Origin of the sequence: Arthrobacter sp. Leaf337 (assembly GCF_001423745.1) — a bacterium.
Classification (GTDB): Bacteria; Actinomycetota; Actinomycetes; order Actinomycetales; family Micrococcaceae; genus Arthrobacter.
Window position 1 is genome coordinate 97,961 of record NZ_LMPC01000006.1, and the last position, 17,676, is coordinate 115,636.

Genomic DNA, 17,676 nt, shown 5'->3' on the forward strand with positions numbered 1-17,676 from the left:
AGCTGCGGCCCTTCCACCAAACGGCCAAACCCAGGTGCCCGGCAAGCGTGCCGAACTGTCGAGAGGAGCCACTGCGGCTCACGTGCGGTGCTCCGACCATTTTCCCACCGCTGCCCGCCCTCCTCAATGACCCGCGCACGTTATCTAGATGATGCTCGGCTACGCAGAGGATTACGACGACGCCGCATGAGGAGGACACGATCACGGTGCTGTTCGAGCAGGAAGGCTACAAAACGCTGTCAGAGGACCTTGGACAGGAACGCCTTGGTCCTTTCATGCTGTGGATCGCTGAGGACCTGCCGGGGCGGCCCGGCCTCCACCACCACGCCTTCATCCATGAAGACCAGGGTGTCCGCCACTTCCCGGGCGAACCCCATCTCGTGGGTCACCACGATCATGGTCATGCCGCTCTTGGCCAGTTCCTTCATGACGTCCAGCACCTCGCCCACCAGTTCCGGGTCCAGGGCACTGGTGGGCTCATCGAAGAGCATCAGCTTCGGGTCCATGGCCAGTGCGCGGGCGATGGCCACGCGCTGCTGTTGCCCGCCGGACAGGTGCGCCGGATAGGCATCGCCCTTGTCCGCCAGTCCCACGCGCTCCAGCAGTTCCTTGGCCCGCGCGGTGGCTTTAGCCTTGGAAATGCCTTTGACCCGCATGGGGGCCAGAATGATGTTCTCCACCGCGGTCAGGTGCGGAAACAGGTTGAACCGCTGGAACACCATCCCGATTTCCTGGCGCTGGAAGGCTGCTTCCTTGAGCTTCAGTTCGTAGAGCTTGTCCCCCTTCTGGCGGTAGCCAACCAGCTGGCCGTCCACCGAGAGCCGGCCGCCGTCAACCCGTTCCAGATGGTTGATGCAGCGCAGGAACGTCGACTTGCCCGAACCGCTGGGTCCCACCATGCAGAGAACCTCCCCCGGATTGACCTTGAGGTTGATTCCGCGCAGCACCCTGTTGGTGCCGAAATTCTTGGAGACCTTCTCCGCGAGCACCATCGGCGCGTCCGTCATCCTTTTCCTCCAAAGTCATTGCCGAGCGGCCCGCCGGGAACGCCGGGGCCGCCGGGAAGCGCGGCAGGTGCCGGTTCCGGCGTCGTGCCTTCCTTGCCCGTCCTGGCGCGTCCGGTTCCCCGCGAGAACCGCTTTTCAATGAAGTGCTGGCCCACCATCAGCACTGAGGTGAAGAGCAGATACCAGAGCGACGCCACAATCAGCAGCGGCACAGGCGTGAACGTCACGGCGGAGATACCGCGGGACACCCCGTAGAGGTCAACGCTCAACGGGATCGCCGCCACCAGCGAGGTGGTCTTGAGCATCGAGATCACCTCGTTGCCGGTGGGCGGAATGATGATCTTCATGGCCTGCGGAACCACCACATACCGCATGGTCTGCCCCCAGGACATGGCCAGCGCCGTCGACGCCTCCGCCTGCCCCTCGTCCACTGACAGCAGCCCGGCCCGCACAATCTCGGACATGTAGGCGGCCTCGTTGAGGGCCAAACCGATCACCGCGGTGATGAAGAGGTTGGTGAACACCTCATTCGGGATGGTGACCCACGGGTCCATGAACGGGATGCCCAGCGTGAATACCGGATAGATGAGCGCCACGATGCCCCAGAACACCAGCTGCACGTACACCGGGGTTCCGCGGAAAATCCAGATGTACAGCCAGGCGATGCTCTTCAGCACAGGGTTGGGCGAAAGCCGCATGATGGCCAGCAGCAGCCCGATCACGATCGCGCCGATCATCGCGTAGATGGTCAGCCACAGCGTGACCCACGCAGCCTGGCTGATCCGGCGGTCGAAGATGTACTTGCCCACGTCCGCCCAGCCGTAGTCCGGGCGCTGGGCGGCATCCAGCACAAAGACTGCCAGCCCGATGATGAGGAGCACCGCCACCACATTCCGCCAGGGGTGGCGCAGCGGGATGGCCACGATCGCTTCCGGCGGCGCGCCGTCGTCGTCCCCTGCCCTGCCGGCCCGCGGCTTCCTGACGGGATCCGGCTTCCTGCCGGGGTCCCCATTCCTGGCGGGGTCCGCCTCAATCATCCGGCCGGATTCCGGCTCGCTCATGCTGTATCACCCCTTGGCTGCCACGTTGAGGTCCGCCGTTTTGATTCCGCCGGCTTCCACTCCCCACTTGGACAGGATCTTGGTGTAGGTGCCGTCGTCGATCAGCGTCTGCAGCGCCTTCTGGAGGGCCGGCGTAAATTCGCTGCCCTTGGCCACGGGGATGCCGTACGGCGCCACTTCGAACGCGTCGCCGGCGGTCTGCAGCTTGTCCTTGGTCTTGGAGATCGCGTAGAGGGTAACGGGCGAATCGGCGCTCATGGCATCCACCTGTCCCACCACCAGGGCGTTGGTAGCCTGGTCCTGCGCGTCGTACTTGAAGATGGTGATGGCCGGCTTGCCGGCGTCGGTGCAGGCCTTCGACTTGGCGGGCACCTCGTGGGTGTCCTCATACGTGGTTGCCTGGACGGCCACCTTGAGCCCGCAGGCGTTGTTGGGGTCCACGGTCTTGCCCTTCGGGGCGGCCCACTGGATGCCGGCGGAGTAGTAGTTCACGAAATCCACCTGCTTTTCGCGTTCCAGCGTGTCCGTGAAGGAGGACATGCCCATGTCATCCTTCCCCGCGCGCACGGCGGGAAGGATGTTGTCGAAGGTGCCGATGTCGAAGTTGACCTTCAGGCCCATTACCTGGCCCAGGGCGTTGGTGAGGTCCACGGACCACCCTGCCGGCGCTCCGTTATCGTCCTTGAACTCGTTGGGCGGGTAGTTGTTGGCCATGCCGACGTTGAGCACGCCGGCGTTCTTGATCTTCTCCGGCAGCATCGCGGCAACGGAATCATTCTTTTTCACGTCGACGGCGTCAGCGGTGCCGGATGCGCCGCCGGTGGCGGGTGGTGCGCTGTTGTCGACGCAGCCGGAGAGTGTGAGCGCCGTGGCTATGGTGAGGACGGGAAGGAGGTATCGGGTGCGCATGGTTTCCTTAGCTATTCGGGAGATTCTCGGGGTGCCCGCGGGTCTGCGGGAGAAGTGCACTGTGTACTTGTTCAGAACTCGTTAGTGCTTATTGCCTGACGCCGTTGATTCAAGGATTTCGCCGGAATGACGGATGTCCCGGAGAATCTCCCCGCCTCGAGCTTTCACCTCGGAAATGCTGGAAACGCCTACTAACGTCATGGTACGCCGGAGTTCGTCCGAGAAAATCTCGATGATGCGCCCGACGCCCGGCGAGCCCGCCGCCACCAATCCGTACAGGTAGGCCCTGCCGATCGAGCAGGCATCGGCACCCAGCGCCAGCGCCTTGAGGACGTCGCTCCCCCGCCGGATGCCTGAGTCCACATAGATCTCAATCGAATCGCCCACCCGCTGCCGGGATTCCTGCAGCACATCCATGGGACTGAGCATGTGGTCCAGCTGCCGGCCGCCGTGGTTGCTCAGCTGGACGGCATCCAGGCCGATCAGGGCGGCCTTGTCGACGTCTGCCGGGTTGACGCAGCCCTTGAGCACGATCTTGCCGTGCCACGCCTGGCGCAAGGCCTCCAGTTCCTTCCATCCGCTGGTGGCATCGGAGTGGCCAAGGATGTGCTGCCACATGGACGGGGTGACCACGGAGGTGGCCGCGGCACTGCGCGGATCCAGGTTGGGAAAACTGATGCCGTCCGACGTCAGGAAGTTGATCCACCAGGAAGGCCGCCGGGCGATGTCCGCGATGGTTGACAGCGTCAGCGCCGGAGGCGCGGTGAAGCCGTTGTGGAGGTCCCGTTCCCTGGCGCCTAACGCCCGGGTATCGACGCCGACAATCAGGGTGGTGAATCCGGCGGCTTCGCAGCGCGCCAGCTTGTCCTTCAGGGCCTGCGCGTCGGAGGTGAGCCCGAAGTTGAACCAGCGGTCGAGGGCCGGGTGGTTCTCCGCAATTGCTTCCATGGACACGGTGCTTAGCCCGGCCAGCCCGTAGGGGATGCGCGCCCGGTCGGCCGCGGCGGCGACGGCCAGCTCGCCCTCGGGATGGAACAGGCGCGTTGCGCCGGTGGGCGTCAGGGTCAGGGGCAGGGCACTGTTTTTCCCGAGCAACGTGGTGCTGGTATCGGGTCCGGAGACCGGGCCCCAACTGGGCATGAGGGCCCAGGAATCGAAGACGGCGCGGTTCCGGCGGAGCGTCACTTCGTCTTCAGAACCGCCGTCGAGATAATCGAAAATCCCGGCGGGCAGGACTCTCCGTGCCGATTTCCGGTATTCCTCCACATTAAAAGCGTTGGCCAGCACACGGCGTCGTCGGGATAATACGGGGGCTTTGATCTGGACGAGCTGCCTGGCTTCGCTGATTTTCAATGACGGCCTTTCCAGTGCGTGCGTGCGTTATGGTTCAGCGTAGGAAGCGGAACTCCGTGCCACTATGGAGATAGCGACAAATTGAGGAGCTCCGCGTTAGCAGCAACTACCAAACAGTGCGTCGGGCGGCACCGTGAAGGTGTTTCCCGCGGCCGCGAGTCATGCTTTGCCTACGCTCGCAGATGTGGCGCGCTCGGCCGGATCGGAAATTGTCAGCCTCGTCGAAATGCCGGCGGATGACCAGCAGGTTGTCGCGGGCTCGGTCTTGTACGACTCGACGGCCACGCCCGCCACGTTCCCCGGCGCCGTTGCCCTGGCCATCGGCCTGTCGCTGTCCGGCAAACGCCTGCGGGTGAAGGTCCGGGAACTGAAGGACGCCGGCTACGTGGCAATCGTCTACAAATCCAACGGCAACCCGGACGCCGCCCTCCGGGCAGCCGCCCGGGAAACGGGGCTGGCCCTCTTCCGTGCCTCCGACTCGGTTCCGTGGAACCAGCTGGCCGAGATCATGGACGCCGCCGTCGTCCCGCACCGGCAGTCAGGCCGCACCCTGGTGGACATCCGTCCCGGGGACCTGTTCGATCTGGCCAACACGGTGGCGGCCCAGGCCGGCGGTGCCATTGCGATCGCCGATCCGGACAAGACGATCCTGGCCTATTCCACCCTCCCGGACCAGCCCATCGACGAGACCCGGCGTAGCTCCATCCTGCGCCTGCACGTTCCCCATTCCGTGCAAACCGACAAGGACTACCGGCGTGTGCATGCCGCGAGCGATGCGCTGGATGTGGCGACGGCGGACCCCCGGCTCCGGCGTACAGCCATCGCCATCCGGGCCGGCGGCGCCGTGCTGGGATCGCTCTGGCTGCTGGAACGCGCCGACCACCACAACGAGGACGCGGACCGGATCCTGCGTGAAGCCGCCAATGTTGCCGCGCTCCATATCCTGCACAAGCGCACCACGTACGTCTCGAACCTCACCCGCCAGATGGATCTGGTTCAGCCGCTGCTGTTCGAACCCGAGCGCGCCGAGCTGGCCGCCATCCGGCTGGGAATATCGGCAGCTTCCATCCGGGTGGCCGCCCTCAGCGTCTGGCCGGCGGACGCCATAGCGGCCGAAACGTTGCAGTCACGTCTCCGGCTCTTCGACACCATCCGGACCGCGTGCGCCATCCGGGTGCCCTCCGCAGTCTGCGGGCTCTCAGACGGCATCGTGTACATCGTGCTGCCGCAGAGCACCGAATCGTCCCTGCAGTTTCAACGCGGCGCGATCCTCAAAATCGTCCAGAACGCACGGCGGCTTCTCTCACGCCCGGTGCTGGCCGCACTGGGGGCAGCGGCTACGATCGACCGGCTTGCTGAGTCCAGGGTCAACGCGGAACTGGTCCTGTCCGAGCTGGTTCGCAACGTCGTCGAGGGTCGAATATCTGCCGACTCCGATGACGTGGTGGCCGACGACGAATCCCTGGGTTCGCGCCTGCAACTGCGGCAGATCGCCTCGTCTTTGACGGCGTCCGGCCAGCTGCCCGGGACCCACGCCCTCAGGATCGCCGAGTACGACGAACGCCATAAGAAGTCCTTCGAAGAGACCATCCACGCCTACCTGAGCTGCGGTGGCAACGCGATCGAAGCCGCCAAGTCTCTGGACGTGCACGTCAACACGGTCCGCTACCGCCTATCCCGGGTGGAGACCCTCTTCGGCATCGACCTGGATGATCCCGAAACGCGCCTGCTCGTATGGCTGCAGTTGTGGGCGAGGCACAACCAGTAGAGCCGCTTCTTCCGTCAGCTTCTTTCGTCAGTGTCCGCAGGATGCCAGAGTTGAACCATGAAAGTGGAAACCGGCGGGCTGGTCCTGAACCTGGAGTGCAGGCTCCCTGCTCCTCCGGAAGACATCTTCCGGATGCTGACCGAATCATCCGAGCTGGTGCGGTGGTGGGGACCGCACGGCTTCACCATCCCGTCAGCCGAACTGAACCTCGCGGAAGGCGGCCGCTATTGGTTCCGCATGGCACCACCGGACGGTGAGCCGTTCCACCTCTCAGGCGAGTTCCTGGAGATCGATCCTCCCTGGCGCCTCGTGTACACCTTCCGCTGGGAGGAACCGACGCCGGATGACCGGGACACCGTCGTCGACCTCTCGCTCCAAACGGCCGACGACGGCACGCGCCTGGCGCTCTCGCAGGGACCGTTCCTCACGGAGGAACGGCTGGAACTGCACCGCGGCGGCTGGACTGAATCGTTCGAGAAACTGCAGGCGCTGGTAGGTGGCCGGGGTTAGTCCCGGACCATGTGCGGTTCGGTGGATCAGGGGTCAAGGCTTCTGGGACGCCGCCGCATGAGGTTCAAGATCGGCGAGAGTGAGCGGATGCGCGGGGGCGTCCGGGAAGGGGTGCGTGGCGGTCACCGTCAGGGACTGATCGACGTGCACCAGTTCGCCGGATGTCATGGGACGCCAGGCCGGGCTATGGTCCATCGGTTCGGTAGCTAAAAGTACATGCGGATTGTAGGCAAGTTCCGTGCTGCGGGAGTGGATCCGGTTGCTCCGCGCGTCCAGAGGGGCCGCCGGAGCCGGAGCAGCGGCCGGGTCCCGTTCCAGAATGTATAACTCGTGGGCTGCCGGGTACCTGAGCGCCCACAGGTCCGTGGCCGTGGTGACGATGATGTTCAAGCTAAAGACGGGCAACTCCGCAGCGACCCACTTGATCGCGGCGGTGATACCTTCCCCAATGGCACCTCCGGCGCGGCGGGTCTCGGCAGTGATGAGCGCGAAGAGTCGTTCGCTGTCGGTCTGGCCGAACACGAGGTCCGCAGCGCCAAGCTCGATCAAACGCTGATCGAGCCGTTCGAGATCACCGAAGGCCCCGTTATGGGCAAACAGCCGCCCGTCCTGCTCGAACGGGTGGGTGTTGACCAGAGTATGTGCGCCAGTGCTGGCATACCGCACGTGGGCCAGGAAAGTCGTGCTCTTCAGGTCCCGTGCCTCACGGGCGAAAGCGTGATCCTCCCACGCGGCAAGCGGCTGTTTCGCTACGCGGGGCCCACCATCGGCGTCGAAAGTCCCTATGCCGGCGCCGTCGGGCTCCCGCCGGCTCTGGTCCGCCAGGCTGTCCGGGGCGTCCAGCAGCCAGAACGTGGCTCGGACCGGTCGGGAACCGGCGTGCAGCGCGAATAGTCGGCACATGGCAGGCGGTGAAAGCAATCAGTCAGTGTTTCAATCCCTTCGCGTAGGCGGCCTGCCCCACGTGCTGGAGGCAGTCGGCAATCGTGCTGACCAGCCGCACCCCGAGGGTGACGGGCGGGTCCCAGCGGGTGTCAACGATGCGGTCCAGATCCTCGTCGCCGAGGGTCTGCAGGAAGTCCGCGGTCTGCCGGTGGACGGCGTCGTAGTATTCGAGCAGCAGCTCCGGCGGGGCCTTCACCGAATCCACCTGCACGCTGGAATGGCCGTAGCCGGTGTCGCGCTCGCGAAGCGGGAGGTTGAAGCGGTCCACGAACCCCTGCGAAATCCACACCTGTTCCAGACCCGCCGCCGCGGCGACCTGCGCATCCTCCACCCGGCCAAGGTGCCAGATCAGCCACACAATCGGGTTCCCGGTTCCCGAGGGCCGGCGGACCAGAACGTCATCGTCCACCCATTCAAGAGTGTCCTCCACAGCCTCGCGGATCCGGCCGAAGGCGTCCAGCAGCAGTTCGTTGGATTTCATTTTTGACCCTTCACGGAGTGTCGGTGAGGCCCATGCTCGCACGGAAGCTGCGCTGCCGGATAGGGCCGGGGTGCAGCTTCGTTGTCTGATTCGGGATGGCAGGGTCCGGGCCCCGGCGCGGACCGGATGCGCGGGATAATAGAGTTATGACGGACCAGGATCAGGCACGGGACCCGTGGGAGGAGTTCGACAGGCTCCCACCAGCCGGCCCCGACCGCATCGAGGGATTACCCGGAGGTCAGCCGCTGGGCTTTGGCTTCCGCACGGGCGTGCGCAGCGCCAAGGTGGCCATCGGGTTCGCCGTGTACGCACTGATCCTCGGGACAGTGCTGGTCCTCACCGGCGCCATTGTTTTCATCAGCGAGGGGCAATGGCTGCTGCTCGGACTGATGGTGCTGATCGAGGCCGTCTTCGTGGGTGCCTTCACCCAACTGGTGCGCCAGGCCCGCAACCGGCGATCGGCCCAGTAGCCGGGCCCTTGCGATAGTCGTTGCCCGAGCCGTTGCCCCGCACCGGCGGCCTTGCAATACTTCACCCATGCCTCCCCTCCCCGCCATGTCCGCCGAAGACGTCCTCCACCAGCCCGTCCGCGTCCAGTTCGAGGCCTTCCTCAATGAGCACCGCAGCATGCTCACCTCCTGTCTGGACGGGCTCACCGAGGAGCAGGCGCGCCGCTCCCTGGTGCCGTCGCGGACCACGCTGCTGGGCCTGGTGAAGCACGCCACCTTCGTGGAAAAGGTCTGGTTCGACGAAGCCATCACCTGCCGGTCCCGCGCCGAGATCGGCATCCCGGCCACCCCGGATGAGTCGTTCATCCTCGACGACCAGGACACCATAGCCTCCATCCGGCAGGCCCACCTCGGGGCCTGCGAGGCATCCCGTCTCGCCACCTCGGCATTGGAGCTCGACGACGTGCTCCGCGGCAACCGCCGCGGACCGCTGCCGCTGCGCTGGGTGTATCTGCACATGCTGCGCGAGCTTGCCCAGCACTGCGGGCACGCCGACATCCTGCGCGAGCAGATCCTGGCCGACCAGGTGCTGAGCCAACAGGTCACGTCCGGCTGAGGCCACGAAACACCGTCATGGACTGCACCAAGGACCCGCGCGTGGACCACTACATCGACGCACTCCCGCCCTGGCAGCAAGCCATCTGCCGGCAGGTCCGCGACCTGGTCCACGCCACCGATCCCGACGTCGCCGAAACCATCAAACGCACCGTGCAGCCCTACTTCGTCCTGGACGGGAACATCTGCGCCCTCCTTGCTGCGAAGGACCACGTCAACGTTTTCATGTACGACGGCGGCATCGTCCCGGATCCGCACGGCATCATCACTGCCGGGCACACCAACAAAACGGCCCGCACCGTCGCGTTCCGCGAGGGCGAGGCCGTAAACGAGGAAGCACTCGGCGAGATGTTCAGGGCCATCATCGCCAACAACCGGGCCGGCGGTTGGCGGAAGCTCAAGGGCGCCGAATAGCCGGTGCGGCGGCGAACGTTCACCACCAGCTCTGAGGTGCCCCCTGCCCCACGTGCTTGCCGCGCGCACCTCGCCGGAGCATAATGGTTAGCAGAGCTAATTAGCAATGCTAAGTATATTCAGGAGGCGCACCACGCGGTGACAGCAACGGACAAGGAACCCACGGGCAGCGAGGCAAGGGACAGCATCAAGCCGGACATTCTGGCCATCGACCTTCGGACAGCGGTGATGCGCACTTCCCGCAGGCTCCGCGTCGAGGCAACCGGCGACGTCATTACGCCGGGCCAGTACACGGTCCTGGCCCAACTGAACGGCTACGGCCCGCAGACCCTACGCGAACTGGCTGAACGCGAGCACGTGCAGGCGCCGTCCATGACCCGGATCGTCAACGCACTCACGGAACAAGGCTTTGTCACGCGGACCGCGCATCCGCGCGACGGCCGCCAGGTCCAGGTGGGAATTACCCCGGCCGGCGCGGCCATCCTGGCCGAGGCCCGTGAGCAGCGGACCGCCTGGCTGGCCCGGCGTGTGGCGGGCCTGAACGACGAAGACCGCCGGATCCTGAGCCGCGCCGCCCACATCATGCAGCAGCTGAGCGCCAAATGAGCGCCATGTTCCAGGCACTGGAGAACCCCAACTACCGTCTGTGGGCGGGAGGCGCACTTGTCTCCAACATCGGCACGTGGATGCAGCGCATCGCGCAGGACTGGCTGGTACTGACCGTCCTCACCAACCATTCCGGCACCGCCGTCGGCATCACCACTGGCCTGCAGTTCCTGCCGATGCTGCTGCTTGGCCCCTACGGCGGCGTGCTCGCAGACCGGCACCGCAAACGCCTGATACTGCTGTGGACCCAGCTGGCGATGGGTCTGTGCGGGCTGGCCATCGGACTCCTGGTGGTCACCGGCACCGCCCAGTTGTGGCACGCCTACCTGGCTGCATTATGCCTGGGACTGGCCAGCGCCATTGACGCACCCGCCCGCCAGTCGTTCGTCTCGGAGCTGGTGGGGCAGGACAGCGTGGCCAATGCGGTGGCGCTGAACTCCGCGTCCTTCAACACGGCCCGGCTCACCGGTCCAGCCATCGCCGGCGTCCTAATTGCCTGGGTCGGAACCGGCCCGGTGTTCCTCATCAACGCAGCCAGTTTCGCCGCCGTCATCATCTCGCTGTTCCGGATCCGCACCTCGGAACTGGCCCCGACCACACTGGCAGTCCGCGGCAAGCACCAGGTTGCCGAGGGCCTGCGCTACGTGCGGAGCCGGCCGGACCTGGTGCTCATCCTGGTCATGGTGGGGGTACTTGGGGCCTTCGGCATGAACTTCCCGATCACCAACGCGCTGATGTCCACCGCGGTATTCGGGGCGGGTCCCGGGGAGTTCGGGCTGCTGGGCTCCATCATGGCCGTCGGGACCCTGGCCGGCGCCCTGCTCGCGGCCCGCCGCTCCGGCCCCCGGCTGCGCTTTATGCTCGGCGGCGCCCTGGGACTCGGGTTTTTCACGCTGATCGGCAGCGTGTCGCCGTCGTTCTGGCTCTACGCCGCAGTGCTGATACCGGTGGGCCTGGCGTCCATCACCTTCCTGAACAGCTGCAACACCAGCATCCAGCTCTCCGTGGAACCGCAGTTCCGTGGACGCGTACTGGCCCTCTACCTGGCCGTCCTGCAGGGCGGCACCGCCGTCGGCGCTCCTCTTATGGGGTGGATCGGCACCGAGTTCGGTGCCCGATGGTCAGTCGCCGCCGGCGGTGCGGTGGTGCTGCTGACAGGCCTGCTCTCCATCATCGCGGTCAGCCGGCGAAGTCAGCTGACGTTCCGGGCACAGCTTCGGACCGCGTTTCCCGGAAGGCGCGCCAGCACCTGAGGGTCTCGGACGCGTAGTCCGGGCTGGGCGGGCACCGGGTTTCGACTGCCTCAACCACCCCCGTTTACGAAACGTACAACAATCCTCCAGGCCTCCGTTTAGTGTTGGTGCAGCAGATCACGAAACCGATTACGTAAACCGTTTGCGTAACAGCGTTTTCGGTCAGCATTTCGAAGCCAGCAACACCCGCGAGGAGAATCAACAGTGGTAACCATCAGGGACGTCGCCAAGCACGCCGGCGTATCTCCCGCCACCGTCTCGCGGGTGGTCAACGGACTCGTGGGCTACTCCACCGAGACCCGCGAGCGCGTGGAGGACGCGGTCCGGAGCCTCAGCTACGAAACGGACTACCTGGCCCGCGGCCTCAAAACCCGGCAGACCTCCGTGATCGGGCTGCTGGCCCCGATGGTCTCGGACGCCCTCGCCTCACAGGTGATGCTTGGTGTGGAACAGGAAGCCCAGGAACGCGGCTACGCCGTGATGCTCGGCCGCACCGGGGCCAAGTCGGCGTTCATTGCCGGCTACCTGCGGACGCTCCGCACCTACCGGGCGGCCGGCGTCATCCTCATCTCCGCCGTCATCACCCCCGAAACGCGGCAGCTGCTGGGGCCGAACATCCCCATCATCTCTGTGGCCATCAGCGACAAGTCCGGCTCACCCAGCGTGGCCATCGACGACGAACAGGCAGCCTACGACGCAACCCGTCACCTGCTGAAGCTCGGCCACCGCCGCATCGGTCTGCTCACCGGCGATCCCGCCTCGATCTACGTCGCCCAGCCCCGCCAGCGCGGCTACCTCCGTGCCATGGCCGAAGCAAAGCGCACCCCCGTCACGGCCGCCGGCAGCTTCTTCTACGAAAGCGGCGCCCCCGGCCTGGACGAACTCCTCGCCCAGGAACCGGACCTTACGGCCATCTTCGCCATGAGCGACGAGATGGGCGCCGCCGTGGTGAACGAACTCCAGAAGCGCGGCCGCCGGGTGCCGGAAGACGTCTCCGTGCTGGGCTTCGACAACACCTCCACCGCCCTGCACGTCCATCCACCCTTGAGCACCATGGCCCAGCCGCTTGAGGACATGGGCCGGATGGCGGTGAAGAAACTGCTTCGTTCCCGCGACCTGGGGCCGAAGATCATGCCGCACCAGCTGATCGAACGCGGCTCCACCGCGCCACCCCTACAGCTGGCGCCTCCGATCAGCTAGCACCCCGCACTACGCATCACACCCACCCCCTCCCACCGGCGACGTCCGGCACCCACCGTGCCGCCGCCGTCGCACTCCCCCGCGCCCAAAATCCAAGCGCCCTGAAACAGGGCCCCAACCAAGTACCCCAAACCAAACCACAAGGAGCAACACATGAGGCAGCGCAGCCGGACCTGGCAGACTCTTCTCACCACCACCGCACTCGTGACGGCCGCCGCCGTCTCGCTCACGGCCTGCGGCGGAACCGCGCAGGAACCGAAGGCGAGCGCCAACGCCGCCGCGGCGTTCGAAGGCAAGGGCCCCATCAACTACGTCTCCAACCGCGACGCCTCGGGCGCGGCGAACAAGAGCATCGAGGAATGGAACGCCGCCCACCCGGACGAAAAGGTCACGTTCATCGAACTGCCGGACTCCGCGGACCAGCAGCGCCAGCAGCTCATCCAGAACGCCCAGATCAAGTCGGACACGTTCAGCGTGCTCAACCTGGACGTGGTGTGGACCTCCGAGTTCGCCGCCAACAAGTGGATCATGCCGCTGCCCGAAGACGCCGTCCCCGCGGACCAGATGATTCCCGCCACCGTCAACGCCGCCACGTACCGGGACACCCTCTTCGGCGCCCCGTACTACACCGACGGCGCCCTGTTCTACTTCCGCTCCGACCTGCTCAGGGCCGCCGGCATCGCCGCCCCGCCCAAGACCTGGGACGAGATGAAGGCCGCCTGCGCCAAGATCCTGGCCCTCCCCGAAACCGCCGGAATGTCCTGCTACACCGGCCAGTTCGACAAGAACGAGGCACTCACCGTCAACTTCTCCGAGGCCGTGGCTTCCGCCGGCGGCTCCGTTGTGGACGCCGAGGGCAAGCCCACCGTGAACACCGCCGAAGCCAAGAAAGGACTGAACCTCCTGGTGGACGGCTTCAAGGACGGCATGTTCCCGTCCGACGCCATCACCTACCTCGAAGAGCAGGGACGCCGCGCGTTCCAGGACGGCAAAGTGGTCTTCCTGCGGAACTGGCCGTTCCTCTACGCCTCCCTGAGCGCCACCGACGGCTCCAGCAAGGTGGCCGGCAAGTTCGGCATCACCTCCATCCCGGGCACCGACGGCCCCGGCGTCTCCACCCTGGGCGGCCGCAACCTGGCCGTCTCCCCGTTCACCGCCAACAAGGCCACCGCCCTGGAATTCATCAAGTTCTTCACGAGCGAGGAGCAGGCCCAGAAGCGCCTGTCCCTCAGCTCCCGCGCCCCGGCCTACGCCTCCCTGTACGAGGACCCGGCCGTGGTGGCCAAGCGCCCGTTCTTCCCCACCCTGCTGGAATCCCTGAACAACGCCCAGCCCCGCCCGAAGGTTGTGCAGTACGGCGCCACCACCAAGGCGATCCAGGAAGAGGCCTACGCCGCCATCACCGGCGAAAAGGACACGGACACCGCCCTGGCAGCCATGCAGGCCAAGCTCGAAGAAATTTCCGCCAAATGACGGTCACCACCGCTCCCGCTCCGCGGAACCAGACTCCCGGCAAGCCCGGCACGCCCGGAAAGAAGCCCGGTAAGTCCCGCACGCCCGGGGAGGGCCGCATGGCCGCCATGCTGCTCTCCCCCACCCTCCTGGTGCTGGCCCTGGTGATCGTGTACCCGCTCATCTCGGCCATCCACCAGTCCCTCTTCCGTGCCGAGTCCGGCCTGGACGCGGACGGGTTCGTCACCGAGGGCGAGGCCTTCGTGGGCCTGGCCAACTACGCGGACCTGTTCGTGGGCGAATCCGGCCGGCGCTTCCTCAACGCCTTCGGCAATACCACGTTCTTCACCGTCAGCACCGTCCTGCTGGAAACCGTCCTGGGCCTGTGTCTGGCCCTGGCCATGAACCGGGCGTTCCGCGGCCGGTCCTTCCTCCGCGCCAGCATCCTGGTGCCATGGGCCGTGCCCACCGCTGTGTCAGGCCTGCTGTGGCGCTGGATCTTCCAGTCGGACGGCATCGCCAACACCATGCTGGGCAGCGAAATCCTCTGGACCGCCGAAGGCACCGCCTCCAAGCTGGCCGTGATCATCGCCGAGGTGTGGAAGACCGCACCGTTCATCGGCCTCCTGGTCCTGGCCGGCATGCAGATCATCCCCGAGGAGGTGTACGAGGCCGCGAAGATCGACGGCGCGGGCTGGTGGCGCCAGCTCGGCTCCATCACACTCCCCCTGGTGAAGCCGACGCTCCTGGTGGCCGTGCTGTTCCGCATGCTCGATGCCCTGCGGATGTTCGACCTCCCGTTCGTCCTCATCGGCCCCGGCAAGGAATCCGTGGAAACCCTCTCCATGCTCGCCTGGGACGAATCCAACCAGCTGCGCTACGGCTCCGCCTCCGCGTTCGCCGTCGTGCTCTTCCTGTACGTGGCCGTCGTCGCGATCGTTTTCGTGAAAGTGCTGGGCACGGACGTCACCGGCGCAAACCGGCTGCGCCCGGTAAAGAACCGCCAGAAGCGCAAGGCAACCCGTTCACAGAAGGCCGAGGCCACCCGATGACCATCTCCGAACTCCGCAGCCTCGCCACCGATTCCGGCACGCGCGGCGGCAAGCGCACCGCCGACAGGCAAAACGCAGGCGCTCCCCTGCCCACGAAGAAGAAACGCACCTGGCGCTCCTACTCCGTATACGCCGGACTGGTGCTGATCTTCGCCTACTGCCTGGCGCCGTTCTACTGGATGATCGTCTCCAGCCTCCGCCGCACCGCGGACATCTTCGACAACACCCTCCTGCCCGCGCCGTTCTCCCTCGAAAACTACGTGAAGGTGTTCGACGGCTCCACCATGTTCGGCCAGGCCCTGCTCAACAGCCTGATCGTGGCCGGCACCACCACGGTGTTCGCCCTGGTGCTGGGTGTGTTCGCCGCCTACGCCATCTCCCGGCTGAACTTCCGGTTCAAGTCGGTGATCCTCGGCGTTATTATTGCGACGTCGATGTTCCCCGGCATCTCGGTGGTGGTCCCGCTGCTGAGGTTCTTCACGGACCTCGGCTGGATCAACACCTACCAGGCCATGATCATCCCGAACCTGTCCTTCGCCATCCCGCTCGCCGTCTGGAACCTGACCACCTTCATGAAACAGCTGCCGTTCGACCTCGAGGAAGCGGCCATGATCGACGGCTGCACCAAGTGGCAGGCGTTCCGGAAAGTGCTGCTCCCGCTGGCCGCGCCCGGCGTGTTCACCACCGCCATCCTGACGTTCATCCACAGCTGGAACGAGTTCATCATCGCCCTCTCGATGATCAACGATCCCAAAATCCAGACCGCCACCGTGGCCATCTCCAAGTTCACCGGCGCCACCGAATTCCAGGCACCGTTCGGCGAGCAGATGGCCGCCGGCGTGATCGTCACCGTGCCGCTGGTGATCATGGTGCTGATCTTCCAGCGCCGGATCGTGGAAGGCCTCACCGCCGGAGCCGGCAAATGACGCACGACGGCGGCACCCCCTCCGCGGGCACAGTCACCGGCGACTGGTGGCAGTCCGCCGTCATCTACCAGGTGTACCCGCGCTCGTTCGCGGACGGGAACGGCGACGGCGTGGGCGACCTCGCCGGGCTCATCGCCCGCCTGCCGTACATCGCCTCCCTCGGCGTGGACGGCATCTGGATGACACCCTTCCAGCCCTCCCCGCAGGTGGACCAAGGCTACGACGTCAGCGACTACTGCGGCGTTGACCCGCTCTTCGGCACCATGGAACAGTTCGATGCGCTGCTGGAGCTCGCCCACGAACTGGGCCTGCGGGTACTGCTCGACGTCGTCCCCAACCACTGTTCCTCGGCCCACCCGCTGTTCCAGCAGGCCCTCGCTGCCGGGCCGGGCTCGCCGGAGCGGGACATGTTCCATTTCGTCGAAGGCCGCAGTTCCGGTCCGGACTCGCCCAGCGACCTGCCGCCCAACAACTGGCAGAGCGTGTTCGGCGGGCGGGCCTGGAGCCGCGCGAACCCGGGCTCCGACACGGACACTCAGTGGTATCTGCACCTCTTCTCCCCCGGCCAGCCCGACTGGAACTGGCGGAACCCCGCCGTTGGCGACTACTTCGAAGGCGTGCTCCGCTTCTGGTTCGACAAGGGCGTGGACGGCCTCCGGATCGACGTCGCACATGGCCTCTTCAAAGCCGACGGCCTGCCCGATGCACCGTCCGCCACCGCGGTTGTGGACGGGCTCCGGGCCAACCCCCTGGTCTCGGACCAGGAGGACGTCCACGAGGTGTACCGGCGCTGGCGCACCCTGGCCGAAAAGTACCAGCCGCACCGGCTGCTGGTGGGCGAAGTCAACCTGGAACCGGCCCGCGCCGCCCGCTACACCCGCGCCGACGAGATGCACCAGGCGTTCGCGTTCGCGTTCGTGAAGCTGGGCTGGGATCCCGCGGCGTGGGCTGAGGTGGGGGCCGAGCTGGAGGCGGCCCGGCTGCTGCACGGAGCCGCGCCGAGCTGGGCGTTGGAGAACCACGACATTGTCCGCTCCGTGACGCGGTTCGGTGGCGGGACCGAGGACAGCGGCGAACAGGGCACCCGCCGCGCCCGGGCCGCTTTGCTGGCCCTGCTTGGCCTGCCCGGCGCAGCCTACCTTTACCAGGGCCAGGAACTCGGGCTGCCCGAAGTGGACGTCCCGGCGGAAGCCCGGGTGGACCCGATGTGGGCGCGCGGCGGCATCACCCGCGACGGCGCCCGCGTGCCGCTCCCGTGGACCGAGTCTGCCGCGGCGAACCACGGGTTCTCGGTGGGCTCCGGCGCGCCGGGTCAGCCCCACAAGCCGTGGCTGCCGCAGCCCGGGGGCTGGGGGCGGTACGCCGTTGAAATCCAGCAGCTGGACCCCGGTTCCACGCTCGCGCTGGTGACTGCCGCCGTCGGACTCCGCCGTCAGTTGTGGGAGCAGGGCGTGTTCACCGCGGACGACGGCGGCAGCTGGCGTGTGGAGGACGGGAACCTGCTGATCTGCGAGCGCAGCCAGCGGTTCCTGGTGGCAGTGGCGATGGGAACCGAAGCGGTGCGGCTGCCGGCCGGGGCTGTCCTGGCCAGCGCCGAGCCGCTGGATACCAACGGCTGGCTGCAGCCGGACAACGCCGCGTGGGTGCTGCGGGACTGAGGTGCTGAGGGCTGCGC

At 66.3% G+C, this 17,676-nt stretch carries 18 protein-coding genes; 12 read left to right on the forward strand and 6 right to left on the reverse strand.

The features are described 5' to 3' along the window. Positions 1–239: 239 nt before the first annotated feature. From ASF98_RS06660 to ASF98_RS06675, 4 genes are all read right to left on the reverse strand, one after another. Positions 240–1,007: an amino acid ABC transporter ATP-binding protein gene (locus tag ASF98_RS06660; protein ID WP_055799246.1), complete on the reverse strand. Its 768-nt coding sequence runs from the start codon at positions 1,005–1,007 to the stop codon at positions 240–242. Beyond that, positions 1,004–2,068 (reverse strand): amino acid ABC transporter permease, encoded by a 1,065-nt coding sequence (locus ASF98_RS06665; protein WP_055799248.1) that lies wholly within the window; start codon positions 2,066–2,068, stop codon positions 1,004–1,006. Before ASF98_RS06665 ends, ASF98_RS06660 begins: the two co-directional genes overlap by 4 nt. A 6-nt stretch (positions 2,069–2,074) precedes the next feature. Beyond that, a complete protein-coding gene (locus ASF98_RS06670; RefSeq protein ID WP_055799251.1) occupies positions 2,075–2,977 on the reverse strand; it encodes an ABC transporter substrate-binding protein in 903 nt (300 codons plus the stop codon). A gap of 81 nt (positions 2,978–3,058) precedes the next feature. After that, positions 3,059–4,330, reverse strand: a complete 1,272-nt coding sequence (locus ASF98_RS06675) for an alpha-hydroxy acid oxidase (RefSeq protein ID WP_055799254.1) — start codon at positions 4,328–4,330, stop codon at positions 3,059–3,061. Between the two features lie 166 nt (positions 4,331–4,496). Here ASF98_RS06675 and ASF98_RS06680 point away from each other — a divergent pair, with 166 nt between their 5' ends. Together ASF98_RS06680 and ASF98_RS06685 are read left to right on the forward strand one after the other, a co-directional pair. Continuing rightward, positions 4,497–6,098 carry a PucR family transcriptional regulator gene (locus ASF98_RS06680; protein ID WP_156372324.1) on the forward strand — a complete coding sequence of 534 codons (1,602 nt, stop codon included), beginning with the start codon at positions 4,497–4,499 and terminating at the stop codon, positions 6,096–6,098. A 57-nt stretch (positions 6,099–6,155) separates the two neighbouring features. Further along, positions 6,156–6,608 (forward strand): SRPBCC family protein, encoded by a 453-nt coding sequence (locus ASF98_RS06685; protein WP_055799258.1) that lies wholly within the window; start codon positions 6,156–6,158, stop codon positions 6,606–6,608. Between the two features lie 33 nt (positions 6,609–6,641). On the opposite strand, the gene ASF98_RS06690 is transcribed toward ASF98_RS06685, so the two are convergent. Next, positions 6,642–7,529 (reverse strand): class II glutamine amidotransferase, encoded by an 888-nt coding sequence (locus ASF98_RS06690; RefSeq protein ID WP_235505645.1) that lies wholly within the window; start codon positions 7,527–7,529, stop codon positions 6,642–6,644. A 4-nt stretch (positions 7,530–7,533) separates the two neighbouring features. After that, a complete protein-coding gene (locus tag ASF98_RS06695) occupies positions 7,534–8,034 on the reverse strand; it encodes a mycothiol transferase (protein WP_055799265.1) in 501 nt (166 codons plus the stop codon). A 146-nt stretch (positions 8,035–8,180) separates the two neighbouring features. Between ASF98_RS06695 and ASF98_RS06700 the strand changes: the two genes are divergently transcribed. From ASF98_RS06700 to ASF98_RS06745, 10 genes are all read left to right on the forward strand, one after another. After that, positions 8,181–8,504, forward strand: coding sequence for a hypothetical protein (locus tag ASF98_RS06700; protein WP_055799268.1), 324 nt, complete (start codon positions 8,181–8,183; stop codon positions 8,502–8,504). 67 nt (positions 8,505–8,571) lie between these two features. Beyond that, positions 8,572–9,099 carry a DinB family protein gene (locus tag ASF98_RS06705; protein WP_082506744.1) on the forward strand — a complete coding sequence of 176 codons (528 nt, stop codon included), beginning with the start codon at positions 8,572–8,574 and terminating at the stop codon, positions 9,097–9,099. 17 nt (positions 9,100–9,116) lie between these two features. After that, complete coding sequence (locus ASF98_RS06710; RefSeq protein WP_055799274.1) at positions 9,117–9,512, forward strand: DUF1801 domain-containing protein; 396 nt, start codon at positions 9,117–9,119, stop codon at positions 9,510–9,512. Between the two features lie 228 nt (positions 9,513–9,740). Beyond that, positions 9,741–10,118 carry a MarR family transcriptional regulator gene (locus ASF98_RS06715; protein WP_156372329.1) on the forward strand — a complete coding sequence of 126 codons (378 nt, stop codon included), beginning with the start codon at positions 9,741–9,743 and terminating at the stop codon, positions 10,116–10,118. Next, positions 10,115–11,371, forward strand: a complete 1,257-nt coding sequence (locus ASF98_RS06720; RefSeq protein ID WP_055799280.1) for an MFS transporter — start codon at positions 10,115–10,117, stop codon at positions 11,369–11,371. The genes ASF98_RS06715 and ASF98_RS06720 overlap by 4 nt, the downstream gene beginning before the upstream one ends. 204 nt (positions 11,372–11,575) lie before the next feature. Then, the gene (locus ASF98_RS06725; RefSeq protein WP_055799282.1) at positions 11,576–12,571 is read left to right on the forward strand and encodes a LacI family DNA-binding transcriptional regulator; all 996 of its coding nucleotides are present in this window, start codon (positions 11,576–11,578) and stop codon (positions 12,569–12,571) included. A 153-nt stretch (positions 12,572–12,724) separates the two neighbouring features. Beyond that, the gene (locus tag ASF98_RS06730; RefSeq protein WP_055799284.1) at positions 12,725–14,044 is read left to right on the forward strand and encodes an ABC transporter substrate-binding protein; all 1,320 of its coding nucleotides are present in this window, start codon (positions 12,725–12,727) and stop codon (positions 14,042–14,044) included. After that, the gene (locus tag ASF98_RS06735; protein WP_082506745.1) at positions 14,041–15,075 is read left to right on the forward strand and encodes a carbohydrate ABC transporter permease; all 1,035 of its coding nucleotides are present in this window, start codon (positions 14,041–14,043) and stop codon (positions 15,073–15,075) included. Before ASF98_RS06730 ends, ASF98_RS06735 begins: the two co-directional genes overlap by 4 nt. Next, positions 15,072–16,001 carry a carbohydrate ABC transporter permease gene (locus tag ASF98_RS06740; protein ID WP_082506746.1) on the forward strand — a complete coding sequence of 310 codons (930 nt, stop codon included), beginning with the start codon at positions 15,072–15,074 and terminating at the stop codon, positions 15,999–16,001. Before ASF98_RS06735 ends, ASF98_RS06740 begins: the two co-directional genes overlap by 4 nt. Further along, positions 15,998–17,659 (forward strand): alpha-amylase family glycosyl hydrolase, encoded by a 1,662-nt coding sequence (locus ASF98_RS06745; RefSeq protein ID WP_055799288.1) that lies wholly within the window; start codon positions 15,998–16,000, stop codon positions 17,657–17,659. The genes ASF98_RS06740 and ASF98_RS06745 overlap by 4 nt, the downstream gene beginning before the upstream one ends. Positions 17,660–17,676: the final 17 nt, after the last annotated feature.

What these genes read in the sequence shown, in the direction of transcription:
- ASF98_RS06660 (WP_055799246.1), bottom strand. Translation starts at nt 1,007, where the DNA reads ATGACGGACGCGCCGATGGTGCTCGCGGAGAAGGTCTCCAAGAATTTC.
- ASF98_RS06665 (WP_055799248.1), bottom strand. Translation starts at nt 2,068, where the DNA reads ATGAGCGAGCCGGAATCCGGCCGGATGATTGAGGCGGACCCCGCCAGG.
- ASF98_RS06670 (WP_055799251.1), bottom strand. Translation starts at nt 2,977, where the DNA reads ATGCGCACCCGATACCTCCTTCCCGTCCTCACCATAGCCACGGCGCTC.
- ASF98_RS06685 (WP_055799258.1), top strand. Translation starts at nt 6,156, where the DNA reads ATGAAAGTGGAAACCGGCGGGCTGGTCCTGAACCTGGAGTGCAGGCTC.
- ASF98_RS06695 (WP_055799265.1), bottom strand. Translation starts at nt 8,034, where the DNA reads ATGAAATCCAACGAACTGCTGCTGGACGCCTTCGGCCGGATCCGCGAG.
- ASF98_RS06700 (WP_055799268.1), top strand. Translation starts at nt 8,181, where the DNA reads ATGACGGACCAGGATCAGGCACGGGACCCGTGGGAGGAGTTCGACAGG.
- ASF98_RS06705 (WP_082506744.1), top strand. Translation starts at nt 8,572, where the DNA reads ATGCCTCCCCTCCCCGCCATGTCCGCCGAAGACGTCCTCCACCAGCCC.
- ASF98_RS06710 (WP_055799274.1), top strand. Translation starts at nt 9,117, where the DNA reads ATGGACTGCACCAAGGACCCGCGCGTGGACCACTACATCGACGCACTC.
- ASF98_RS06715 (WP_156372329.1), top strand. Translation starts at nt 9,741, where the DNA reads ATGCGCACTTCCCGCAGGCTCCGCGTCGAGGCAACCGGCGACGTCATT.
- ASF98_RS06720 (WP_055799280.1), top strand. Translation starts at nt 10,115, where the DNA reads ATGAGCGCCATGTTCCAGGCACTGGAGAACCCCAACTACCGTCTGTGG.
- ASF98_RS06730 (WP_055799284.1), top strand. Translation starts at nt 12,725, where the DNA reads ATGAGGCAGCGCAGCCGGACCTGGCAGACTCTTCTCACCACCACCGCA.
- ASF98_RS06735 (WP_082506745.1), top strand. Translation starts at nt 14,041, where the DNA reads ATGACGGTCACCACCGCTCCCGCTCCGCGGAACCAGACTCCCGGCAAG.
- ASF98_RS06740 (WP_082506746.1), top strand. Translation starts at nt 15,072, where the DNA reads ATGACCATCTCCGAACTCCGCAGCCTCGCCACCGATTCCGGCACGCGC.
- ASF98_RS06745 (WP_055799288.1), top strand. Translation starts at nt 15,998, where the DNA reads ATGACGCACGACGGCGGCACCCCCTCCGCGGGCACAGTCACCGGCGAC.